Genomic DNA, 21378 nt, shown 5'->3' with positions numbered 1-21378 from the left:
CGCGGCGGTCCTGCAGTGTCCGGCAGCGGACGGGGAGGCGCGCCCGCCCGCACAGGATAAGGCCTGGACCCCTCAAGGCAAGGGAAAATGCGGCCGGTGCGGCACACGATGGACACCAGGGCGTAACGGTCCGCCGCTAGGCAGGGAGAACAAAGGACGCCGTACGTGACCGCACCCAGACCATTCTCCGCCTCGCTGAAGATCCTCGGCCGACTGGCCCGCGGGCGCCTGCCCGGACAGGTCGTCATCCAGTACACGGACCGCTGCAACGCCGCCTGCGCGCAGTGCGGCATGCGTCGCGACAACGACATGCCGCGTACGGCCATGGAGCCGGACGCCGCGCGGCGCATGCTGGACGCTCTCGCCGCGCGCGGCGTGGCCGCCGTCTCCTTCACCGGCGGCGAGCCGCTGCTCTGCCTGGACGAGATCTGCGCCCTGGCCCGGCACGCCCGCGCGGCGGGCATCTCCCACGTGCGCACCGGGACCAACGGCTTCCTCTTCACCGGCTCGGACCGCCCCTCGTTCGAGCGCCGCGTGCACACCCTGGCCGAAAAGCTCCTGGCCGCGGGCTTCTCCACCTTCTGGATCAGCCTGGACTCGGCCGGGACCGAGGCCCACGAGCGAAACCGCGGCCTGCCCGGCGTGGTCGCGGGGATCGAGCGCGCCCTGCCCATCTTCCACGAGCACGGCCTGTATCCCTCCGTGAACCTGGGCATCAACCGCCTGACCGGCGGGGGCGAGCCCCTGCCCCATCTCGAGGACGCCGGGCGCGAGGCCTTCTTCGAGGCCACGCGCCTCGCCTTCTCGCGCTTCTACATGCGCGCCGAGGAGCTCGGCTTCACCATCGCCAACGCCTGCTACCCCATGAGCCGAGAGGAGGGCGGCGCGGTCTACCAGGCCTCGAGCGCGGCGGACATGATCAGCTTCAGCCGCGCGGAGAAGCGCGAGCTCTTCGCCGCCCTGGCAGACGCCGTGCCGCAGCACCGCCACCGCATGCGCATCTTCACGCCCGTGAGCTCGCTCATGGCCCTGATCCGCGACCTGGACGCGGCAGCGCCCGGAACCGCGCCCCTCTCCGCGCCGTTCTCCGCGCCCTGCCGGGGCGGCATCGATTTCTTCTACGTGGACTGCGCGGACATGCAGGCCTATCCCTGCGGCTACCGGGGCGACGAGCCGCTGGGCCCGGCCAAGGCCCTGGACCCGCGCCGCGTGCGCGACAAGGCCTTCTGCCGCCGCTGCGAGTGGGAGTGCTTCCGCGATCCCTCCGAGCTGGCCGCGCCGCTCCTGTCCCTTTTTTCCGCGCCGTTTTCCCTGGCCGCCCGCTTCGCCTCGGACCGGGCCTTCGCCCGCGCCTGGCTCGGCGACCTCACCTACTACCGCGCCTGCGGCTGGTTCGATGCCCGCCGCCCGCCCGATTCCGCCGCCCTGGCGCGCTTCGCGCCGCAGGCGGGGAGGCCCCATGCGTGACGCCCTGCACGACAAGCTCTTCGAACTGATCCACGGCCGCCGCCTGATCTACAACGCCTGCTGGGAGGACCCGGCCCTGGACCGCCGCCTGCTCGGCCTGGACGCCTCCTCCGAGGTCGTGGTCATCACCTCCGCGGGCTGCAACGCCCTGGACTATCTCCTGGACGGGCCGCGCGCCGTGTGCTGCGTGGACGTGAACTTCCGCCAGAACGCGCTCCTCGAGCTCAAGCGCGCGCTCATCGCCACGGGCCGCCACGACTGGCTGTGGTCGCTCTTCGGCCAGGGCGCGGACGCGGGCCACAAGGCCATCTACGCCGCGGTCAGGCCGCGCCTGCCGGGCTATGCCCAGGAATTCTGGGACGCCAAGATCGGCTGGTTCTCGCCCTCGGGCCGCGGCTCGTTCTACTGGCGCGCCGCGGCCGGGGACGTGGCCTGGGGCGTGTCGCGCATCCTGTGGCGGCTGAAGCCGGGGCTGCGCGCCCTGGCCCTTGAGCTCCTGGAGGCGAAGAGCGAGGCCGAGCAGACCGCGATCTACGACAGGATCGAGCCCAGGCTCTGGGACCCGCTGCTTTCCTTTGCCGTGCGCCAGCCCTTCGTCATGGCCCTGCTCGGCGTGCCCAGGCCGCAGATAGAGATCATCCGGCGCGAGCACCCGGGCGGGCTCGCCTCCTTCGTGCGCGACCGGCTGCGCCACGTGCTGACCCGCGTGCCCATCGGCCAGAACTACTTCTGGCGCGTCTACCTGACCGGCTCCTACAGCCCCGGGTGCTGCCCCAACTACCTGAAGCCCGAGCACTTCGAGACCCTGCGCGAGCGGGTGGACGCGCTCTCCGCCTTCACCGGCACCCTGTCCGGCTTCCTGGCCTCGTCCAGGCGGCGCTTCAGCCATTTCGTGCTCCTGGACCACCAGGACTGGATGGCGCGCCATCGCCCGCACGACCTGCGCGAGGAATGGCGGCTCATCCTCGCCTGGGCCAGGCCCGGGGCGCGCGTGCTCATGCGCTCGGCAGGCTCGGACGCGGGCTTCATCCCGGCCGAGGCGCGCACGCGCCTGGCCTTCCGGCCCGAGCTGACCGGGCCCCTGCACGAGGCCGACCGCGTGGGCACCTACGGCAGCCAGCATTTGGCAGTGGTGGGCTGACATGGAAGAGACCGGAAAGATGGACGGGGCCTGCGGCCCGGACGCGCTCAAGGGCTACTACCGGCTGCACGCGCGCATCTACGACGCCACGCGCTGGACCTTCCTCTTCGGCCGCTCCGCCATCGTCTCCGAGGCTGAACGCCACCTGGCAGCCCAGGCCCTGTGCGGAGCGCAAGGGGCGGGCTCCCGCACGCCCGGGCTCGCCGGGCTGTCCATCCTGGAGGCGGGCTGTGGCACGGGCAGGAACCTCGGCATGCTCGCCCGGCGCTTTCCCGGCGCGCGCATCGTGGGCGTGGACCTCTGCCCCTCCATGCTCGCGGTGGCCCGGCGCAGGCTCGCGCGCGGCGAGGGCGGCTGCGCGCGCGTGGAGCTGCGCGAGCAGGCCTACGACGCGCCCGTGCAGGCCGGTTCCTTCGACCTCGTCCTCTTCTCCTACGCCCTGTCCATGTTCAACCCCGGCTTCGAGCAGGCCCTGGACGCGGCGTTTCGCGATCTCAAGCCCGGCGGCCTGCTGGCCGTGGTCGACTTCCACGACACGCCCGCGCGCGCCTTCGAGCGCTGGATGGGCATGAACCACGTGCGCATGCAGGGCCACCTGCTGTCCCAGGCCAAGGCCCGCTTCGAGCCCCTTGTCGAGCGCGTTGTCCCGGCCTTCGGCGGGCTCTGGCGTTACCTCTCCTTCATCGGCTCCAGGCCAGGGCGCTGAAAAGGCGCCGTCTGCGGCGTCGCTGCGAAGAGTTCAAACCCTCGCGTATCAGGAATACGCGTCGGGCTTGAACTCTTCTTGCTCCTTGCATCCGACACCTTTTGAGCGCCCTGGCGGTGGTCGCTGAAAAAGCATCATCTGCGGCGTCGCCGCGAAAAATTCGCGCCCTCGCGTATCTTGGAATACGCGTCGGACGCGAATTTTTCTTGCTCCTTGCATCCGGCACTATTTGAGCGGCCTGGGCCAGGGCGCTGAAAAGGCGCCGTCTGCGGCGTCGCTGCGAAGAGTTCAAACCCTCGCGTATCAGGAATACGCGTCGGGCTTGAACTCTTCTTGCTCCTTGCATCCGACACCTTTTGAGCGCCCTGGCGGAGATGTCGGGGACATCATTCGAGAAAAGATTTTCAGGGCCCTTCACGCCCAGGCGGCCTTTGCCTGTTCGCCAGTCGTGCCGCGTGCGGTGGCGGTCGAGGCTGAGCCTCGCGAGGGAGAGTCCAGAGAGGGGCGCGGAGCCCCTCTCTGGCCGCCGGAGGCATCCCGATAAAAAAGGGCGCGTGCGTGAGCACGCGCCCTTTTGGGTGTCGTCGTGTGGGCAGGCTGTTCCCGGGCTATTCCTCGGCCCAGGCCATGGAGCGCTCCACGGCGCGCTTCCAGTCGTGGATCAGCTGGCCGCGGCGGTCGGCGTCCATGTTGGGCTCGAAGCGGCGGTCGAGCTGCCACATGCGCTCGATCTCCTCCTCGCTCTTCCAGAAGCCCACGGCCAGGCCCGCCTGGTAGGCGGCGCCCAGGGCGGTGGTCTCCGTGACCCGGGGCCGCTCCACGGGCACGCCGAGCATGTCGGCCTGGAACTGCATGAGCAGGTTGTTGCGCGTGGCGCCGCCGTCGGCGCGCAGGGCCTTCAGCTCCACGCCCGCGTCCTTCTGCATGGCGTCCATGATGTCCAGGGTCTGCAGGGCGATGGACTCGAGCGCGGCGCGGGCGATGTGCGCCTTGGTCACGCCGCGGGTGATGCCCATCATGGCGCCGCGCGCGTACTGGTCCCAGTGCGGCGCGCCCAGGCCCGCGAAGGCGGGCACCAGGAAGACGCCGCCGTTGTCCGGCACGGAAAGCGCCAGCTGCTCCACCTCGGGCGCGGAGCCGATGATGCCCAGGCCGTCGCGCAGCCACTGCACCACGGCTCCGGCGATGAAGATGCTGCCTTCCAGGGCGTAGAGGCATTTCTCGGGGGTGCCCCAGGCCACGGTGGTCAGCAGGTTGTTCTTGCTGATGCGCGCGGACTCGCCGGTGTTCAGGAGCATGAAGCAGCCGGTGCCGTAGGTGTTCTTGGCCATGCCCTTCTTCAGGCAGGCGTTGCCGAAGGTCGCGGCCTGCTGGTCGCCCACGATGCCGGAGATGGGCAGCGCGCGGCCGAAGAACTCGGGGTGCGTCTCGGCCACCACCTCGGAGGACCCGGCCACGCGGGGCAGCATGGAGCGCGGCACGTTCAGCATGGCCAGGAGCTCGTCGTCCCACTGGCCGGTGTGGATGTTGTACATCATGGTGCGGCTGGCGTTGCTCACGTCCGTGACGTGCACCGCGCCCTTGGTCAGGTTCCAGATGAGCCAGGTGTCGATGGTGCCGAAGAGCAGGTCGCCGCGCTCGGCCTTCTCGCGGGCGCCGGGCACGTTGTCCAGTATCCAGCGCACCTTGGTGCCGGAGAAGTAGGAGTCGATGATGAGGCCGGTCTTCTCGCGCACGGTCTCGGACATGCCCTTGGCCTTCAGCTCGTCGCAGATGGCCGCGGTGCGGCGGTCCTGCCAGACGATGGCGTTGTAGACCGGGGTGCCGGAACGGCGGTCCCAGACCACGGTGGTCTCGCGCTGGTTGGTGATGCCGATGGCCGCGACCTCGCTGGCGTCCACGCCCGCGCGGCTCAGGCACTCGGTCATGACCGAGGACTCGGTGTCGAAGATCTCGTTGGCGTTGTGCTCCACCCAGCCCGGCTTGGGATAGATCTGGGTGAACTCCTTCTGGGCGATCTGCTTGATGTCGCCCGCGCGGGTGAAGAGGATGGCGCGGGAGCTGGTGGTTCCCTGGTCGATGGCAAGAACGTATCCGCTCATGGTCTTTTCCTCCTGGGTTCGTGGTCTTGGGCTAGTCCCTGTGCAGGGCGCCGGTGGTCCGGTCGTAGATCAGGGCGCCCAGGGGGCCGCCCACCAGGGGACCGAGGATGGGGATGAGGACCACGGTGGGGTTCATCAGGTTCGGCTGCGTGAAGCCCGAGACGAAGGCGAAGAAGCGGGGGCCGAAGTCGCGCGCCGGGTTGATGGCGTAGCCGTTCATGGCGCCGAGCGCCATGCCGATGACCACGACGAGGAGCGCCACGAGGAAGGGGCCGGTCCAGGAGGTGTTGCTCTTGGCGCCGAAGTCCGCGATGGCCAGGATGCCGAACATCAGGATGGCCGTGCCGATGACCTGGTCGGTGAAGCCGGGCAGGAAGCCGGGCATGGCCGGGAAGGTGCAGAAGACGCCTGCCGTGCCGACGAGCGTCGGGTCGGCCATGAGCCACTTGGCCTTGAAGTCCAGGAAGACCAGGGCCGCGCCCACGAAGCCGCCCGCGGTCTGGGCCAGGGAGTAGGGGATGACCTTGCGCCAGGGGAAGCGGCCGGTCACGGCCAGGGAGAGGGTCACCGCGGGGTTGATGTGCGCCCCGGACGGGAAGGCGGCCATGATGCCCAGCAGCACGCCCAGTCCCCACCCGATGGTGATGTTGGTCCAGGTGATGTTCAGGGTCTTGCCGAAGAGCACGGTCATGGCCACGGTGCCCGCTCCGAACAGGATGAGGACGAGCGTCCCCATGAACTCGGAGAGCATCTCCTTGCGCAACGAAAGTTCGTTCATTGTTCCTCCACACACGACACGCAAAAGGTTGTCCGACACACTCGGCGCGGCCTTTCCCGGACGGACCGGGGCGCGGCGGCGCCGTCACCCGCCATGCAGACGCCTGCGGCAGGGGACGGCCGGGCTCAGAGCCCGCACCACTCCCCGTTGCCGCACCATCCCGCCAGCAGCTCGCGGGCGGACGAGGCCTCCGACTCGCGCTCGCCCGCGTCCCAGCCCAGCTCCTCGCCCATGAGTTCCGCCACGCGAGGGCCGACCTCGATGGCGTGGGCGATGTTCACCAGGCCGAGCGGCAACCGCCGCACCAGGACATCGGAAACGTGCCGCGCGAGTTCGTTTCGCGCGGCGTGGACCACTTCCGCCTCCAGATAGAGATGCTCCGGATGCAGAAGGCCCGTGAGCCCGGTTTCCCGGGCAAGCTCCAGGACCGCGCCCGCCTCGTCGCCGTACCGCCGGTACAGCGAGAGGGCGAGCTCGGGCCCGATATCGTACGCGCGCGCAAGCTCGGCGTGCGCTCCGGGGATGAAGCCGCGCGAGCCCAGGAGCTTCAGCTCCTTCGTCGCGCAGGGACGCGAGAGGCGCAGGCCGAAGACCTCGTCCGCCTTGTCGACGGCGTCCTCGGCCATGCGGCGGTAGCTCGTCCACTTGCCGCCGGTGATGGTCAGAAGGCCCGAGGGCGAGACGTCGATGACGTGCGTGCGGGCCAGCTCCTCGGTGCTGGACTTGCCCGGGGCGAAGACGAGGGGCCTGAGCCCGCTCCAGGCCGCGAGCACGTCCTTTCGCTCCACCGGGCGGTTCAGGTAGCGCCGCGCGTAGGCCAGCAGGTAGTCCACGTCCGCCTGCGTGGGCACGGGATCGGCCTCAGGCCTTGCGGGCTCGTCCGTGGTGCCGAAGATGACGTGGCCCATCCAGGGGATCATGAAGAGCACGCGGCCGTCCTCGGTGCGCGGGATGAGGAGCGAGAGGTTTTCCGGCGCGAACGAGCCGGGCAGCATGATGTGGATGCCGGAGCTGACCTTCAGGATGTCCGGCGCGGCCGGGTCGTCCATGCGGCGCAGCGAGTCGGCGAAGGGGCCGGTGGCGTTGACCACGCCCTTGGCGCGCACGGTCCACTCCTCGCCGGAGAGGCCGTCGCGCAGCGCGGCGCCGCAGACCTTGCCCGCCTCGCGCACGAGCCCCGTGACCTCCACGTGGTTCAGGCAGGCGGCGCCGTGGGCGTTGGCCGTGCGGGCCAGGGTCACGGCCATGCGGGCGTCGTTGAACTGGCCGTCGGAGTAGATGATGCCCGCCTTGCAGCCGGTAAGCGACAGGGTGGGGAAGAGCTCCTTCGCGCGCTTCCGCGTGACCACGGAGCTGCGGCCGAGGCCCAGCCTGCCCGCGAGGAGGTCGTAGAGGACCAGGCCGCAGTAGACGTAGGCCGCTTCCAAAAAAGAGTTCACGGGCGTGAGCAGGCGCACGGAGTGGGCCAGGTGCGGGGCGTTTCTGAGCAGCCTGCCGCGCTCGTGCAGCCCCTCGACCACGAGCATGAACTGCTCGCGGTCCAGCTTCTTGATGGCCTTCTCCAGATAGCGCACGCCGCCGTGCACGAGCTTGGTGCTCTTGCTGCTGGTGCCCGAGGCGAAGTCGCTGCGCTCCACCAGGGCCACGTCGAGCCCGCGCGTGGCGGCGTCCAGGGCCACGCCGCAGCCGGTGGCGCCGCCGCCGACCACCAGGAGGTCGAATTCCTTGCCCGCCTTCAGGCGCGCCAGCAGGTCCTTCCTGTTCATTGCCGTTCTCCCTTGCCGGGCTGCAGCAGCCGCCCGGCGGTGATCTCGTCCGTGACCAGCACGTTGACGAAGCCTCCGGCGAGGGCCGCCCTGATGATGGGCTCCTTGCTCTCGCCTCCGGCCGCCGCGATGGTCAGGGGGATGTCGCGCGCCTCCTCCAGGGTGGGGCCCATGAAGCACGCGTTGCGGGGGTGGTCCACCGGGCGTCCGGAGGGATCCACGAAGGCCCCGAAAACCTCGCCCACCGCGCCCGCCTTCTTCAGCGAGCGCACGTCCTGCTGGGTGATGGCGCCGAGCACCAGGTTGGTGGCGCTCGGGTCCAGCTCGCCCAGGCCGATGAAGGCTATGTCCACCTGGATGGCCTGCGCGTAGACCGCGCGGAACAGCTCCTGCGACTTCAGCAGGCGCTGCGCCTCGGGGCTCGGGGCGAACATGGGGGCGGCGATGTAGTAGGTCTGCGCCGCCTTCAGGCGGCGCGAAAAGGTGGCCACGATCTCGTAGGGGTTGACCACGATGCTGTGCGGCAGGCCGCCGTAGAGGGAGACCACGGTCAGCCCCTGCGCGGGCTCGGGCGGCACGGAGGTGGCCGCGGCGGCGACCGTGGTGCCCCAGCCGAGCCCGAGCGAGTTGCCGTCGCGCAGGCAGCCCGCCGGGTAGTGGGCCGCGGCCTGGCCGAGATCGGTGTTCAGGTGGCGGTGGTTTTGCGGCGCGGGCACGACCACGGCGCGCGTAAGGCCGAAGGCCGACTCCAGGTCGCGCTCGAGCTCGTGGCAGGCCGCCTTGTCGGTGTTCACGGTGATCTGCACGTAGCCTTCGTCGCGGCAGAGCTGCAGCAGCCTGACCACGCGGGCGCGGGAAAGCCCCAGCCATGAGGCGATCTCGGCCTGGGTCATGCCGTTCACGTAGTAGGCCCACGCGATGCGGCTGAGCATCTGCTGTTCCTCGGGGGTGTTGTCCATCCCGTCCTCCCGCTGCGTCGAACAGTTCGCCCGGCTTCAGGCCGGACCGTACAGGCCGGGCCGGGCCCGGCGACGGAGGGTGCGGAAGGCCGCGGCGCAGCGGGAGCAGGCGGGCGCCTTGCCCGGGGCCGCGCCGCACGGAACAGCGGCTCCCGGAGCCGGCAAGCCCGGGAAGCGCGAAGCCGTGGAAGCGGCATGAGACTCTGCTGTGCTGCTGGACCCTGCGGCGAACGACATCCGGCACCTCTCGCCCGAACAAATGTCCATTGCGTGGACATTTGTTGCACTTCGGTGAAAAAATGCAAGGCAAAAATGTTGCCGGACAGGCTCCTCGATCGTTGTCGCGAACACGGCGCGCCGCAGGCGCCGCGCGGAGGGGGGAGAAGGGCCTGGCGCGGACGGCCTGCCGCGCAAGGCGCTCGGGGAGAGGCCGTCTGCGCCCAGAGGCAAGGCCGCCGATCGGGGGAAATGCGAATGGCTCAAGTATTCCGGATTGTTTCTGCGAAACGCGGGCGTCATGGAAGCGACACGAAAAAGAGGACCCCGCGGGGCGGGGTCCTGGAAAGGTTCGGGAGGGGAAGGGGACGGGGCGCGGCTAGGCGCCGTCGGAGGGGACGCAGGCTCGGCCTGCGCCCGGCGCATCGTCCGTTGCCGAGGCCGGGTCGAGCAGGCGCCGCACCTCGGCCAGGAGGACCGAGGGCGGGAAGGGTTTGGCCAGCAGGGCCTGCGCGCCGAACTTGCAGGAGTAGTCCAGGAAGGCCATCTCGCCGATGGCGCCGCCGCCGGACATGGCCAGGATGGGGCAGCCCTCGCCCGTGCCGCGCAGCTCCATGATCGTCTCCAGGCCGTCCTTGTCCGGCATGAAGATGTCCACGATCACGAGGTCCAGGGGGCGGTCGCCGGGCAGCTCGCTGCGCAGCCTGATCCCCTGCTCGCCGTCCGCCGCGTCGAGCACCTCGTAGCCCTCTCGCGCGAGCACCGCGCAGACCATGCCGCGCATGGCGTCGTCGTCGTCGATCACCAGAATCCGTTTCATGCGACCGTCCTTTGCGCAAGAGTTGCCGAATGAACGCGAGTCGTTATCGCCTGGAAACGGTCGTGCCCGGCAGCTTCCGCCACGCGGGCATTCGCGGCCCTGCCGCGCGGGTGTCATGAACCCGACGAAGATGATGTAGGATCGATCAGAAACTAGTCAAGCGGGCGAGGCCGGAACGGACGGCCTCGAGGTCCCGCTCCAGGGCGGCGAGCAGGGCCGGGCAGTCGCGGATGCGCTCGGCGCGGGCGGCGCGCTCGAGTCCCCGGGCGGCCTCGGAGGCGCCATCGGCGCCGACCATGGCCGTGGTGCTCTTCAGGGAATGGGCGTGGCGGCACAGGCTCGCGCAGTCGCCCTCGGCCATTGCGGCGTGCAGCCTGCGCAGGCGGTGGGGCAGGTCCTCCAGGAAGAGCGCGGCGAACTCGCGCGCCAGGCTCGCGTCGTCGTCCAGGAGGGAGAAATCGGGCTTTGTCGGCTCTTGGGCTTGCAAGGGGCGCAGCAGACAGTGCAGGGCGTCCGCGCACAGGGGCTTGGCCAGGGCGCCGTCGAGCAGGCCGGGCGCGGCGCGCTCCATGACCTCCTCGGGCGCGTCGCCGCTCAGGGCGATGAGCGTCGGAGCCGGGCAGGAGGGCGCGCGCATCTCGCGCATGCGGGCGGCCAGGGTCAGCCCGTCCATGTCCGGCAGGCCGAGGTCCACGAGCACCGCGTCGAAGGATTCGGCGGCGAAGGCGGCCAGGGCCTCCTCGCCGCATCCGGCCAGGCGGGAGGAGAAGCCCGCGCGGCGCAGCATGCGCTCCGTGTGCATGGCGCTCACCCGCTCGTCCTCGACCACCAGCACGCGCGCCCCCCTTCGGTCTGCGGAAGGGGGGGCGGCGCGCCGTGCCCCGGGCTGGGCGTCAGGCTGTGCGTGGCTCATGATGCCGACCCTTGTAGACGACTTTCGCGGCCGGAGGCAATCAGGGATTTTTCACCACCTCCACGCGGCGGTTCAGCTGGCGCCCTTCGGGCGTGTCGTTGCTCGCGATGGGCATGCTCTCGCCGAAGCCCTGCACCTTCAGGCGGGCCGGGTCGAGGCCGAAGTTCTTGACCAGGTAGTTCTTCACGGAGTTGGCGCGGCGCAGGGAGAGACGCATGTTGTACTCGTCCGTGCCGTAGTTGTCCGTGTGGCCGCGCAGGGTGAAGCTTCGCCCCGCGAGCTCGGGCGAGCGCAGGGCCTTGCCCAGCTCGTTCAGGATGGTCGCGGCGTCGGGCCGGATGTTCCACTTGTCGAAGTCGAACTCCACCTTGAGGTTCACGCCGAGCAGCGGGTCCGTCTCGGTGATCGCGCGCTCGCTGCCGTCCGGGGCGTACTCCATGGCCTTGAAGCTGCCCTTGGCCCGGCCGCCCTGGGAGGCGGCGCGGCGCGGCGCCGCGAGGCCCGCCACGATCTCGTCGGCGTTCGTGGCGAAGCCGTAGCGGTCCGACCACTCGCGCACCGGCACGGCCATGTCCTCGGAGATGTGGCGCACGATGCTCTCCACCGCGGAGTTGGGCAGGCGGTAGGTGCGCTTGATGATGACGTAGTCCTCCTTGAGGACGCGCTCCATGCGCCCGGCCTCGGCCATGGACCAGACGAGCTCGCCGGTCTTGGAGTCGATGACGTCCACGCGCAGCGAGACCGCGGAATCCGAGTTGCTGCCGCCGTCGAGGAAATGGCTTATCTCGCCCGTCACCACCAGGTCCGCGCCCTTCTCGCGGCCGAGCTTCGCGGCCTGGGCCTGGCTGTAGTAGTAGGTGTCGCCCAGGAAGACCTGAGTGGCGAAGAGCTTCTTCTCCATCCACGTCTCCCAGAAGACGCCCATGACCTGGCTGCCGATGAGCCGCGGGTCCTCCATGTTCTGGGACACGCGGAACGGCAGGTAGACCACGGAAAGCCCGCGCATGGGCGCGTTCCTGGGCGAGACGTAGATGCGAAGCGGCGTGGACTCGACGTTCTGGTCGATCACGACGTCGGACGGCTGGGTCAGGCGCGGCTGCACGTCGGCGCAGGCCGAGAGCAGCAGCGCGCAGAGCAGGCACGCGCACAGACGGGTCAAATTCATGACGCACTCCCGATGGTGCGGCGGGAAGACGGCAGGCTACTGCAGGCGCTGTGTGGGGGCCGGGGCCGCCTGCATGGTCTGCATCAGCCGCTTGCGCGACCGGTCCAGACCCTCGCGCAGGGCGATGCGCCGCGAGAGGGGAAGCCGCCCGAAGCGCGGCCCGGAGGCCAGCTTCGCCAGCTCGTCCATCTCCTCCTGCATGCGCCGCACGCGCTCGGCAAGCTCGTCGTCGCAGGCCCCGAGCACCAGGACGGCGCGGGCCATGTCGCGCACCTCGCAGGCCAGGCGGCACAGCGTCCGGGCGTCCGCGTCGCCGCGTCCGTCCTTTCCCATCTTGCCCCTGAGCCAGTCGAGGATCTTCATGCTCGTCTCCGTTCGCCGGTAATTGGGCCTGCTCGAAGCAACAACCATGCCGGACCTACGAGCCCCCCTGGGAGAGGGCGAAGACCACGGCGAAGGTCAGGATGACCACCGCGGCCACCGGCAGAAGCATGGCCAGGATCACCTGGGCGTAGCTGGTGCGGTGCGTGCGGCGCAGTCCCACCATGAGCGCGGCCAGGGACCAGAGCTCGGCCAGCACCGGCCCGACGAAGGGGATCACGAAGAGGATCATGGGCGCGGCGCTGTAGGCCAGGGCGCGGAAGGTGGCCTCGAAGCCGCGCTTGGCGCCCTGGAAGACGAACAGGCTGACGTGCAGGATGGAGGCGTAGAAGAAGAGCAGCAGCGTGGAGAGCACCGGCTGGATGGCCGTGCGCAGGAGCTGGTTGCGCGGTCCGAGCACGGTTTCGGCCCACTCCTTGAGCACGGGCGAGCCGATCTGCGCGACGATGACGTCCACCGTGGTCATGGCCCAGGGCAGCATGAGCAGGTAGCCTACGAGCGTCATGAGCACGTAGAAGGCCAGGGGACGCCCCAGGCCCCGGTTCACGGGCAGGGCGTCGAAGAACAGCCCGGGGTGGAACATGACCCGGGTGGTGGTGCGCCACAGCCCGCCGAAGAAGCCGTGCTTGTCCAGCCTCTCCCAGGGGGCCTCGACCTCGAGCTCCTCGCCGCCCTCGGGCATCCACTCACGGGAGGGGCCCTGCGCGGCCGCGGAGGCGTCGGCCTCCTCCAGGCTCTCGAGCTTGCGCCAGATGTCGTCGCGGTCGGACTCGCCCGGGGCGGCACCCGGCGTTTGGCCCAATGTCTGGCCCGATTTGGGGCCCGAGAGGAGGCTCGATCCGGAGTCCCGCGCGGCCGAGGGCCCGGCGGGCGGCGTCAGGAGGGAGCGCGATCCGCCGGTCTCTTCCGTGCGTCCTTTCGCCGTTTCCTTGGGGCCGGGGCGCAGCAGGCCCAGTCCCGCGCCGTGCTCTCCGGCCCGGCTCGTGTCAGCCGCCTTGTCCGCGGCCTCGTCCGAGATGCTGAAGCGGGCTCCGGCGAAGAAGCGCGACTCGTTGAATTCCGTCTCCTCAGGCTCGGGGCTCGCGGAACCGGGCGTGAAACGCTCCGGGGCGGCGGGGCGGCCGAGCAGGCTCGAGACCACGTCGTCGCCGGTGTCGGCCGCGTCGACCTCGCTGCCCGGGGGCGTGGCCGCGCGCATGAGCCTGCTCAGGGGGTCCTCGCGTTCCTCGCGGCGTCCCTCGCGCTCGCCCGGGGCCGCGGCGCGCGGCGGAGGCCGGAGCAGCGACGAGGCCGAGGCGTCGTGGCCGGTCCTGTCCTCCTCCTGCGCCTCCTCGCCCGCGTCCCAGGGGATGAGCGGACGGCGCGGCGCCGCCTCCCCGGCGGACCGCCTGGAGGCGGCGGCAGGGGGCTCGGGCGCGGCGGGAGCCTCGGGCTCGGGCCTGAAGAAGGGCCTGGGCTCGGGCTTGGGCTCGGGTGTCGGCGAGGGCTCGGGCGCGGCGGGCTTCAGCAGGGGCGGGAGCAGCGGTTCGCCGTCCGCCTCCAGCACGAAGTCCTCGGGGAGCTCGCGGAACTGGAATTTATGCTTGCATTTCGGGCAGGTCGCCCGAACCGCTTCGTCAGGTATCTTGTCATCCGGAATGGTCCGGGTGAAGCCGCATTTGGGGCACGTGATGTCCATGGCGCCATCCGATTTGGGGGGCTTTCGGGGTAGCGGAAAAAATGAAACCTACTCTCACGGACTCGTTAAATCAAGGCAGGGCTTGGACTTGGCGTCGCCGCGGTCAGCGGGCCGCGCGGCCCGTGACCTGGAAATGCTCCGTCTCGCGGGTGTTGAACAGCTTGCGCGAGCGCTCCACCAGCTTCGGGTCGTAGACGAGCCGCCTGGCCACGGCCTTGCGGTGGCAGGAGAAGAGCAGCTTGCCCCAGGGCGAGATCAGGCAGGAATAGCCCGGCAGGAAGCCGAAGGGCGACTCGCCCACGGCGTTGGCCGCCAGCATGTAGCTCTGCGTCTCGATGGCCCTGGCCGTGAGCAGGCGGCGCCAGTGGGGCAGGCGCGACTGCGACCACTGCCCGCAGACCGCGAAGACGTCCGCGCCCTGCCGCGCCTGCAGCCGGAAGAGCTCGGGATAGCGCAGGTCGAAGCAGATCGCGCCGCCGACCGAGAGGCCCCGCCACGCGGCCGGGCGGGGGCAGGGCTCGCCGGGCGTGAAGTAGCGGCTCTCGTCCACCCCGGGGAAGAGGTGGATCTTGCTGTAGATGCGCTGCGGCGCATCGTGCTCGCCGGAGACCAGGAAGAGCGAGTTGTAGAGGTTGCCCTCGCGCAGCTCCATGAGGCTGCCCGCCAGGGCATGGGGCGTCCCGTCGCAGAAGTCCTGCAGGCGGACGAGGAGCTCGGCCGAGCGCTCGGCCCAGGCCAGGCGGTTCTCGTAGTCGAAGCCGCCGTAGAAGAGTTCCGGGAAGACCCAGAGCGTGGGCTCGGAAAAGGAGGCGGCCATTTCCAGGAAGGGGAGAAGGTCGTCCCAGGAAGCGAAGACCGGCGTCTGGCAGGCGCCGAGATAGATGTCCATCGGCAAGGCTCCTCTGCGCGGCGAAGGCGCGAAGTCAGGGGCGCGCAAGAACGGGCAAGCCCTTACACGGGGTTTTTGTCGAGCACAAGCAGGCGCAGCGGAGGCGAGAAGGGCCCGGCGCCCGGCAGGGCCGCGAGCGGCAGGCTCGGGTACTCGCCGGAGAGCACGTGGCGCACGCCGCCGCCTCCGGCCGCGTCGAAGCCCTGAAGCTTCTTCTCGAGCTCCTCGGGCGACTTGCGCAGCGCGCTCTCGTGCAGGATCGAGCCGTCCAGGACCACGGCCACGGGGCCCGCGAGGCCGGTCAGCCGCTCGTGCACGGGCCGCTCGTAGCGGGGTTTGCCCCCGTCACCCCCACCGTCCGCGCGAAACAGCCGCAGCTGCAGGTCCGGCCACAGGCCGTAGCCGCACTTGGCGTGGTCCGCGTCCGGATAGAGGGTCAGGCGCGGGAAGGCCGCAGCCACGGCCTTTTCCGCCGTGAGCCGGGCGATGAGGCCGGGCAGGGCCTGCCACAGCGCCTCGGGCAGAAGCTCGTCGCCGTCCAGGGTCAGGATCCACTCCGTGGCGTCGGCCGCGGCCAGGGCCCTGTCCGCGGCCGCGATGGCCCAGGGGTCGTGCGCGTCCTTGTCGGCCATGATCCTGTCCAGGGCGGCCTGGATGTCCTCGCCGTCCGCAACGCCCGCGGCGCCCGCCCCGCAGAGGTCGAGCAGGGCGTTTCGCTGCGCCGCGAAGTCGCCGCCCAGGGGCCGCGCGGCCTGGATCAGGCGCACGCCGTCCGGCAGGGCAGGGGCGAAGTCCCCGGCGGGCGGCGCGCCGTCCCAGAGCACGGCCACGCGGGCGAGCCAGGAGGGGGCCTGGGCGAAGAAGCGGGACAGTCCGGGCTCGTCCGGCCGCAGGATGGCGGCGAGCGTCACGCGCGGCCGCTCGGCCGTGCGGTCGGCGCCGAAGACGGCGGCGCGCAGGCGTCCGGCGTGGAAGGCCTCGCGCAGGAGCAGCGCCTTGTCGCGCAGCTCGCTCGCAAGCTCGGGGTTGACGATGTCGAAGGCCGTCTGCGGCACGAGCCCTTGGCGCAGCCAGAGCAGCTTGTGCGCCCAGGGCGAGGTGTCCGCGAGGCAGACGCGGGAGCCGTCCTCGTCCCACCAGTCGAGGCGTCCGGCCGCGAGCAGGCCCTGCGCGAGCGCGGGGTCGGGCTCGCTCACGCACAGGGAGACGTCTTGGGGCAGGCTCTGGGCCAGGCGCGCGGCCAGCGCGCCGGAGGCCAGGCCGAAGAGGACCACGTTCGTGCGTTTTTCGCGCTCCCAGGCGCGCAGCACGCGGCCGAGGAGGGCGTCGATGTCGTCGGGTGGCTGGGGAAGCGCGGAGGGCGCGGCCTGGGCCTCGGATCCGAGGCGGAAGCGCAGCGTCTCGCGGCTGTATTCGGTCAGCAGATCGCTCATGCGGCGTGTCATAGCCCTGTGCGGGCTTTGCCGCAAGGAGGCGCGCGCAGCGCACGGCAAGCTCGCCCGCGCTCCGCTGCGCGGTGAGGGCGCGGGCCGCGTTGCCGACGGCCGCCCCGCTCCGCCGCGTTGTGCACCTTCCGCTGCGCGGGCGTCAGTTCCCCGGCGTGGAGCCGTAGGCCGCGGCGGCGCGGCGGGCGTTCATGGCCGCGGGCCGGGGAGCGGCCTGGGGCTGGAGCGGCTGCTGCGGAGCGTCTTGCGGAACGTCCTGCGGGATGTCTTGCGGGATGCCTTGGGGGACATTCTGCGGGTCGCTTTGGGGCGTGGCCGCGGGCGCGGCCGCTGCCTCTGCCTGCGGCGCCGGTTGGGGCGCGGGCCTGGCCTGGGGCTGGGTGCCCCTGCGGCCGTAGACCTGCTGGGAGACCTGGGAGGGCTGTGCCTTTCCGGACTCGGCCTCACCCGTCTCGGGCCGGGCTCCGGGCTGGGGCTTTCCGGCCTGCAGCTTCATGGCCGCGGCCGTGGCCGAGGCGCCGAATCCGAGGCCCATGGGCTTGGACGGAGCGGCCCGGACCTGCTCCATGGCGGCGTCCAGGCCCGCGGTGTCCTTGATCTCGGCGTAGGCGGAACGCAGGCCGCGCAGGATGTTGACGACCTGGTCGATGGCCTCGGTGTCCATCTTCAGGTTGGCCATGAGCAGCCGCGAATTGCAGTAGAAGTACAGGCGCGAGAGGTTGTCGGCGATCTCGCCGCCCTTTTCCTTGTTCAGGCAGGACTGCAGCTCGTTGATGATGTCGAGGGCCTTGGTGATGAGCTGGCCCTTGGCCTTGACGTCGCGCTCGGCGATGCGCTCCTTGGCCTGGGCAAGATATTTCACGGCCGCGTCGTAAAGCATGATGAGCAGGTCGGCCTGGGTGGTCGTGGTCACCTGCGTTGCGATGTAGGCCCGCGTCGCGTTCTGTTGCATGGATCACCTCGTGCTATCCGGAGGAAGACGACGAGCTGGACGAGGACATCTGGCTGATGCCGTTGTTCAGCGCGCTCTGGATTCCGTTGTAGTTGCTGAGCGTTTTCTCGAGCCTGGCGAACTGGTCCGTCAGGGCGCGGCGCTTGTCGCTCAACCTGTTGTTTTCGTAGTCGATCTTGGTCTGGATGTCGTCGATGATGTCCTGATAGTTGTCTTCCAGGATGTGCAGGGTGCCGTCGGTGCTGTTGGTCAGCTGCTTGATCTGGTCGATGAGTTCCGTGGCCTTGCCGACCTTGAGCGACACTGTACCGGAGTAGCTTCCGTCCACCAGACTGTTGACCGAGATCGCGAGGCCCCCGGCCGGGCCCTTGCTGGCCGTGAGCTGGTGCGTGTTCGAGTCGTAGGTGGCCGCGTAGCCGTCGATGGTCGCCCCGGTCACGCTGCCGCCGGCCACGGTGTAGGAGACGTTGTAGGTCCCGCCCTGCGTGCTCCCGGCGATGCTCGAGGCGTAGGAGAAGGCCGCGGCGTTGGAGGCGGGCTGGCTGACCGTGGTGGAGCCGTCGTAGTAGCCCGAGAAGAGTTCGGCCACGGCGTCCGGGTTGTTCTGCAGGGCCGTGTCCAAGGCCGCGTCGTCCACGGTCAGGAGGCCCGCGTTCGGCGAGCCCGGGTCGGCCTCGGTGAGGATGCCGAGCTGGGAGAGCGTGGTGTAGACGTCGCCCTGCCCCGTGGTCGAGTTGTAGTAGTTGAAGCCGATGCCCTTGGAGGCCACGATGTTCTTCAGGTTGGAGGAGACCATCTCCACGCCGTAGTTGCCCGTGAGCAGGCTGCCCTTCTTCTGCTGCGCATCGAACTTGGTCAGCGAGAGGATGAAGGCGCGGACGTCGTTCATCTGGTCCACGAAGGAGTGGATCTGCTGCTTGATGGCGGCCGTGTCCGTGGACACGCTGACCGTGACGTCGCTGCCCGCGCTCGTCGCCTTGAGCAGCACGGAGAGCCCGTTGACCACGTCGTCGATGGTGTTCGTGGAACGGGAGAGCCAGGCGTTGCTGGGGAACCCGTCCAGCCTGAACTGGGCGTCCTGGGCGGTCTGGGTGACGGTCGCGTTGCTCGCGGTGTAGCCCGTGAGGGTGGTGTTGGAGCTGACCAGCAGCGTGTTGGTCGCGCCGGTGTCCAGGCCGCGCAGCTGCAGCTGGTAGACGCCGTCGCTGATCTTGATGGAGCTCGCCCGCACGCCGGGGTTGGCGCCGTCGTTGTTGATCATGGAGATGAGCGTGGAGAAGGTGGTGCCGTCCGGCACGCTGATCGAGTGCTCCGTGCCCTGGTAGTTGTAGGAGAAAGTCTGCGCGGAGCCGGTGGCGTTGACCTTGGCGTCCAGGGAGGAGGCCGAGGTCCCGGTCATGGTCACGATCTGGGTCTTGGCCAGCTGGTTGATGGTGAAGACGTAGGAGCCTTCCTGGGCGTCGGCGCTGGCCGTGGCGGTGAGGTCGTCCGGGTTGCTGGAGTCGGCGTTCTTGAGGAGGAACTCGCTCTCGCGGTCCATGCCCTGCAGGGTGGTCTGCAGGGTCAGGAGCTTGGTGTTCAGGTCCTGGAACCCGGCCTGCTTTTGCTGCCAGGTGGCCTGCCACTCGGTGAGCTGGTTCTTGTGCGCGGATTCGACCTGGATCAGCTTGTCGATGATCGAGTCGAAGTCCGTGTTCGAACCGAGGCCCGTGAAGTGGATGCCGCCTGATGTGAGAGTATCGTTGACCATACGCCGAACCGCTTGGGTAAATTTTTCCGAGGGAAGGTTCCCGCGGGGTGGTTAGCAAGAGGGGTGCCAACCTCCACCCCCCGCCCCCGGGGGGGCCCGGCCCCCGAGGGGGCCGGGCATATCTTCCTGTTCGGCTTTGAGGCGTCGGGTCTTTAGGCCGGAGATGATCCGGCCTACGGCCCGGATTAGCCCTGGATGAGCTGCATGGCCATCCTGGGCATGCTGTTGGCCTGCGAGAGCATGGCCACGGCGGACTGCGTCAGGATCTGCTGGCGCACGAACTCGGTCATCTCGCTGGCCACGTCCACGTCGGAGATGCGCGACTCGGAGGACTGCAGGTTCTCGGCCTGGATCTGCAGGTTGGTCACCGTGTTCTCCAGGCGGTTCTGCAGGGCGCCCAGGTTGGCGCGGATCTTGTCCTTGGAGATGATGGACTTGTTGATCTGGTCCAGGGCCTTCTGCGCCAGCTCCTGGGTGGAGATGGAGCGGCCGGCGGAGCCGGTGGCGCCCAGGCCCACGCCCAGGGCGGAGGCCGTGGAGGTGCCGATCTGGACGTAGTAGTAGTCCTCGGACGAGTCGTTGCCCGCGCCGAAGTGGACCTTCAGCTTGCCGGTGGACTCGAGGCCCGCGCCGGAGAAGGTCGAGGACGACAGGTGGCCGTTCAGCAGGTGGATGCCGTTGAAGTCCGTGGCGCTGGCGATACGGGTGATTTCCGAAGCCATGGCCTGATACTCGGAGTCGATGATCAGGCGCTGGTCGGAGTTGTAGGTGCCCGTGGCCGCCTGTTCGGCCAGTTCCTTCATGCGGATCAGCTTTTCGTCGATGACCTGCAGGGCGCCGTCAGCCGTCTGGATCAGCGAGATGGCGTCGTTGGCGTTGCGCACGCCCTGGTTCAGCGCGGAGATGTCGGAGCGCATGAGCTCGCGAATCGCCAGGCCGGCGGCGTCGTCCGCAGCGGTGTTGATGCGCAGGCCGGAAGAGAGCCTGTTCACCGACGTGCTGAGGTGACCGTACGCCGTGCTGAGGTTGCGGGACGCGGTCATGGCCATCATGTTGTGGTTGATGACGAGCGACATGGTTTTCCTCCTTGAAGGTGTGTTCCGGCGTCCTTGCCGGAAGCTCGCGGGACCCATTCCCGGCTGAGCTGCTGTTGCCCGCCATATCGGATGTTTTCGAAAACCCTTTAGGGGGGTGAAACGAAAAAAAAGGCCCGTCCGCGTGAGCGGACGGGCCGGATTGCCGTTACCCGGGGCTTTGGGCGTGCGAGGCGTTTCGGGGCTAGCCCTGGATGAGCTGCATGGCCATCCTGGGCAGGCTGTTGGCCTGCGAGAGCATGGCCACGGCGGACTGCGACAGGATCTGCTGGCGCACGAACTCGGTCATCTCGGTGGCCACGTCCACGTCGGAGATGCGCGACTCGGAGGACTGCAGGTTCTCGGCCTGGATCTGCAGGTTGGTCACCGTGTTCTCCAGGCGGTTCTGCAGTCCGCCCAGGTTGGCGCGGATCTTGTCCTTGGAGACGATGGCCTTGTTGATCTGGTCCAGGGCTTTCTGCGCCAGCTCCTGGGTGGAGATGGAGCGGCCGTCGGTGCCGGACGAGGCGCCCAGGCCCACGCCGAGGGCGGAGGCCGTGGAGTTGCCGATCTGGATGTAGTAGTAGTCCTCGGACGAGTCGTTGCCCGCGCCGAAGTGGACCTTCAGCTTGCCGGTGGACGTGAGGCCCGAGCCGGAGAAGGTCGAGGACGACAGGTGGCCGTTCAGCAGGTAGATGCCGTTGAAGTCCGTGGCGCTGGCGATACGGGTGATCTCCGAAGCCATGGCCTGGTACTCGGAGTCGATGATCAGGCGCTGGTCGGAGTTGTAGGTGCCCGTGGCCGCCTGTTCGGCCAGTTCCTTCATGCGGATCAGCTTTTCGTCGATGACCTGCAGCGCGCCGTCCGCCGTCTGGATCAGCGAGATGGCGTCGTTGGCGTTGCGCACGCCCTGGTTCAGCGCGGAGATGTCCGAGCGCATGAGCTCGCGGATCGCCAGCCCGGCGGCGTCGTCCGCGGAACTGTTGATGCGCAGGCCCGAAGAGAGCCTGTTCACCGAGGTGCTCAGGTTGTTGTACGCCGTGCCCAGGTTGCGGGCCGCGGTCATGGCCATCATGTTGTGATTGATGACGAGAGACATGGTCTTCCTCCTTGAATGATTGCTGGCATCCTTGCCATAGGGATGCGGCCGTTTCCCCGGGGGACGTTCATGTCCGTG

Annotated in this window: 18 protein-coding genes; 3 read left to right on the top strand and 15 right to left on the bottom strand. The window is 69.4% G+C overall.

Annotated features, from left to right (window positions below; genetic code table 11):
• Window positions 1–165 precede the first annotated feature (165 nt).
• The 3 genes from DSX2_RS02305 to DSX2_RS02295 are packed head-to-tail and all read left to right on the top strand — an operon-like array spanning window position 166 to window position 3314.
• The gene (locus DSX2_RS02305; RefSeq protein WP_020879419.1) at window positions 166–1467 is read left to right on the top strand and encodes a radical SAM protein; all 1302 of its coding nucleotides are present in this window, start codon (window positions 166–168) and stop codon (window positions 1465–1467) included.
• A complete protein-coding gene (locus DSX2_RS02300; RefSeq protein WP_020879418.1) occupies window positions 1460–2608 on the top strand; it encodes a DUF3419 family protein in 1149 nt (382 codons plus the stop codon). Before DSX2_RS02305 ends, DSX2_RS02300 begins: the two co-directional genes overlap by 8 nt.
• Window position 2609: 1 nt before the next feature.
• Window positions 2610–3314, top strand: a complete 705-nt coding sequence (locus tag DSX2_RS02295; protein ID WP_020879417.1) for a class I SAM-dependent methyltransferase — start codon at window positions 2610–2612, stop codon at window positions 3312–3314.
• Window positions 3315–3922: 608 nt separating this feature from the next.
• Here DSX2_RS02295 and glpK read toward each other — a convergent pair.
• The 15 genes from glpK to DSX2_RS02220 form a co-directional block, all read right to left on the bottom strand.
• Window positions 3923–5416, bottom strand: a complete 1494-nt coding sequence (glpK, locus tag DSX2_RS02290) for a glycerol kinase GlpK (protein WP_020879416.1) — start codon at window positions 5414–5416, stop codon at window positions 3923–3925.
• Between the two features lie 31 nt (window positions 5417–5447).
• A complete protein-coding gene (locus DSX2_RS02285) occupies window positions 5448–6194 on the bottom strand; it encodes an MIP/aquaporin family protein (protein ID WP_020879415.1) in 747 nt (248 codons plus the stop codon).
• A 125-nt stretch (window positions 6195–6319) separates the two neighbouring features.
• Entirely contained in the window at window positions 6320–7960 is a 1641-nt protein-coding gene (locus DSX2_RS02280) for a glycerol-3-phosphate dehydrogenase/oxidase (RefSeq protein ID WP_020879414.1), read from the bottom strand.
• Window positions 7957–8919 carry a sugar-binding transcriptional regulator gene (locus tag DSX2_RS02275; protein WP_020879413.1) on the bottom strand — a complete coding sequence of 321 codons (963 nt, stop codon included), beginning with the start codon at window positions 8917–8919 and terminating at the stop codon, window positions 7957–7959. Before DSX2_RS02275 ends, DSX2_RS02280 begins: the two co-directional genes overlap by 4 nt.
• Before the next feature lie 595 nt (window positions 8920–9514).
• A complete protein-coding gene (locus tag DSX2_RS02270) occupies window positions 9515–9955 on the bottom strand; it encodes a response regulator transcription factor (protein WP_020879412.1) in 441 nt (146 codons plus the stop codon).
• Window positions 9956–10100: 145 nt separating this feature from the next.
• On the bottom strand, window positions 10101–10790 hold the full coding sequence (locus DSX2_RS02265; RefSeq protein ID WP_020879411.1) for a response regulator: 690 nt from the start codon (window positions 10788–10790) through the stop codon (window positions 10101–10103).
• Window positions 10791–10908: 118 nt separating this feature from the next.
• Window positions 10909–12033, bottom strand: coding sequence for an OmpA family protein (locus DSX2_RS02260; protein WP_020879410.1), 1125 nt, complete (start codon window positions 12031–12033; stop codon window positions 10909–10911).
• Between the two features lie 36 nt (window positions 12034–12069).
• Window positions 12070–12396 carry a hypothetical protein gene (locus DSX2_RS02255; RefSeq protein ID WP_020879409.1) on the bottom strand — a complete coding sequence of 109 codons (327 nt, stop codon included), beginning with the start codon at window positions 12394–12396 and terminating at the stop codon, window positions 12070–12072.
• A gap of 55 nt (window positions 12397–12451) precedes the next feature.
• On the bottom strand, window positions 12452–14092 hold the full coding sequence (locus tag DSX2_RS02250) for a YIP1 family protein (RefSeq protein WP_020879408.1): 1641 nt from the start codon (window positions 14090–14092) through the stop codon (window positions 12452–12454).
• A 103-nt stretch (window positions 14093–14195) separates the two neighbouring features.
• Window positions 14196–14981, bottom strand: a complete 786-nt coding sequence (locus tag DSX2_RS02245; RefSeq protein ID WP_020879407.1) for a nitrilase-related carbon-nitrogen hydrolase — start codon at window positions 14979–14981, stop codon at window positions 14196–14198.
• Window positions 14982–15043: 62 nt separating this feature from the next.
• Window positions 15044–16414, bottom strand: coding sequence for a family 2 glycosyl transferase (locus DSX2_RS02240; RefSeq protein WP_020879406.1), 1371 nt, complete (start codon window positions 16412–16414; stop codon window positions 15044–15046).
• 154 nt (window positions 16415–16568) lie between these two features.
• Complete coding sequence (gene fliS / locus DSX2_RS02235; RefSeq protein WP_020879405.1) at window positions 16569–17378, bottom strand: flagellar export chaperone FliS; 810 nt, start codon at window positions 17376–17378, stop codon at window positions 16569–16571.
• A 13-nt stretch (window positions 17379–17391) separates the two neighbouring features.
• Window positions 17392–19128 carry a flagellar filament capping protein FliD gene (gene fliD, locus DSX2_RS02230; RefSeq protein WP_020879404.1) on the bottom strand — a complete coding sequence of 579 codons (1737 nt, stop codon included), beginning with the start codon at window positions 19126–19128 and terminating at the stop codon, window positions 17392–17394.
• Window positions 19129–19313: 185 nt separating this feature from the next.
• Window positions 19314–20204, bottom strand: coding sequence for a flagellin (locus tag DSX2_RS02225; RefSeq protein ID WP_020879403.1), 891 nt, complete (start codon window positions 20202–20204; stop codon window positions 19314–19316).
• A 202-nt stretch (window positions 20205–20406) separates the two neighbouring features.
• Window positions 20407–21300: a flagellin gene (locus DSX2_RS02220; protein ID WP_020879402.1), complete on the bottom strand. Its 894-nt coding sequence runs from the start codon at window positions 21298–21300 to the stop codon at window positions 20407–20409.
• Window positions 21301–21378 lie beyond the last annotated feature (78 nt).

Source organism: Desulfovibrio sp. X2 (assembly GCF_000422205.1).
Taxonomy (GTDB): domain Bacteria; phylum Desulfobacterota; class Desulfovibrionia; order Desulfovibrionales; family Desulfovibrionaceae; genus Alkalidesulfovibrio.
Note: the sequence above shows the minus strand (reverse complement) of the source record. Positions and strands in the feature narration are given on the sequence as shown.

Coding starts and splice junctions, on each gene's coding strand:
- DSX2_RS02300 (WP_020879418.1), top strand. CDS start 1,460: ATGCGTGACGCCCTGCACGACAAGCTCTTCGAACTGATCCACGGCCGC.
- DSX2_RS02295 (WP_020879417.1), top strand. CDS start 2,610: ATGGAAGAGACCGGAAAGATGGACGGGGCCTGCGGCCCGGACGCGCTC.
- glpK (WP_020879416.1), bottom strand. CDS start 5,416: ATGAGCGGATACGTTCTTGCCATCGACCAGGGAACCACCAGCTCCCGC.
- DSX2_RS02285 (WP_020879415.1), bottom strand. CDS start 6,194: ATGAACGAACTTTCGTTGCGCAAGGAGATGCTCTCCGAGTTCATGGGG.
- DSX2_RS02280 (WP_020879414.1), bottom strand. CDS start 7,960: ATGAACAGGAAGGACCTGCTGGCGCGCCTGAAGGCGGGCAAGGAATTC.
- DSX2_RS02275 (WP_020879413.1), bottom strand. CDS start 8,919: ATGGACAACACCCCCGAGGAACAGCAGATGCTCAGCCGCATCGCGTGG.
- DSX2_RS02270 (WP_020879412.1), bottom strand. CDS start 9,955: ATGAAACGGATTCTGGTGATCGACGACGACGACGCCATGCGCGGCATG.
- DSX2_RS02260 (WP_020879410.1), bottom strand. CDS start 12,033: ATGAATTTGACCCGTCTGTGCGCGTGCCTGCTCTGCGCGCTGCTGCTC.
- DSX2_RS02255 (WP_020879409.1), bottom strand. CDS start 12,396: ATGAAGATCCTCGACTGGCTCAGGGGCAAGATGGGAAAGGACGGACGC.
- DSX2_RS02250 (WP_020879408.1), bottom strand. CDS start 14,092: ATGGACATCACGTGCCCCAAATGCGGCTTCACCCGGACCATTCCGGAT.
- DSX2_RS02245 (WP_020879407.1), bottom strand. CDS start 14,981: ATGGACATCTATCTCGGCGCCTGCCAGACGCCGGTCTTCGCTTCCTGG.
- DSX2_RS02240 (WP_020879406.1), bottom strand. CDS start 16,414: ATGAGCGATCTGCTGACCGAATACAGCCGCGAGACGCTGCGCTTCCGC.
- fliS (WP_020879405.1), bottom strand. CDS start 17,378: ATGCAACAGAACGCGACGCGGGCCTACATCGCAACGCAGGTGACCACG.
- fliD (WP_020879404.1), bottom strand. CDS start 19,128: ATGGTCAACGATACTCTCACATCAGGCGGCATCCACTTCACGGGCCTC.
- DSX2_RS02225 (WP_020879403.1), bottom strand. CDS start 20,204: ATGTCGCTCGTCATCAACCACAACATGATGGCCATGACCGCGTCCCGC.
- DSX2_RS02220 (WP_020879402.1), bottom strand. CDS start 21,300: ATGTCTCTCGTCATCAATCACAACATGATGGCCATGACCGCGGCCCGC.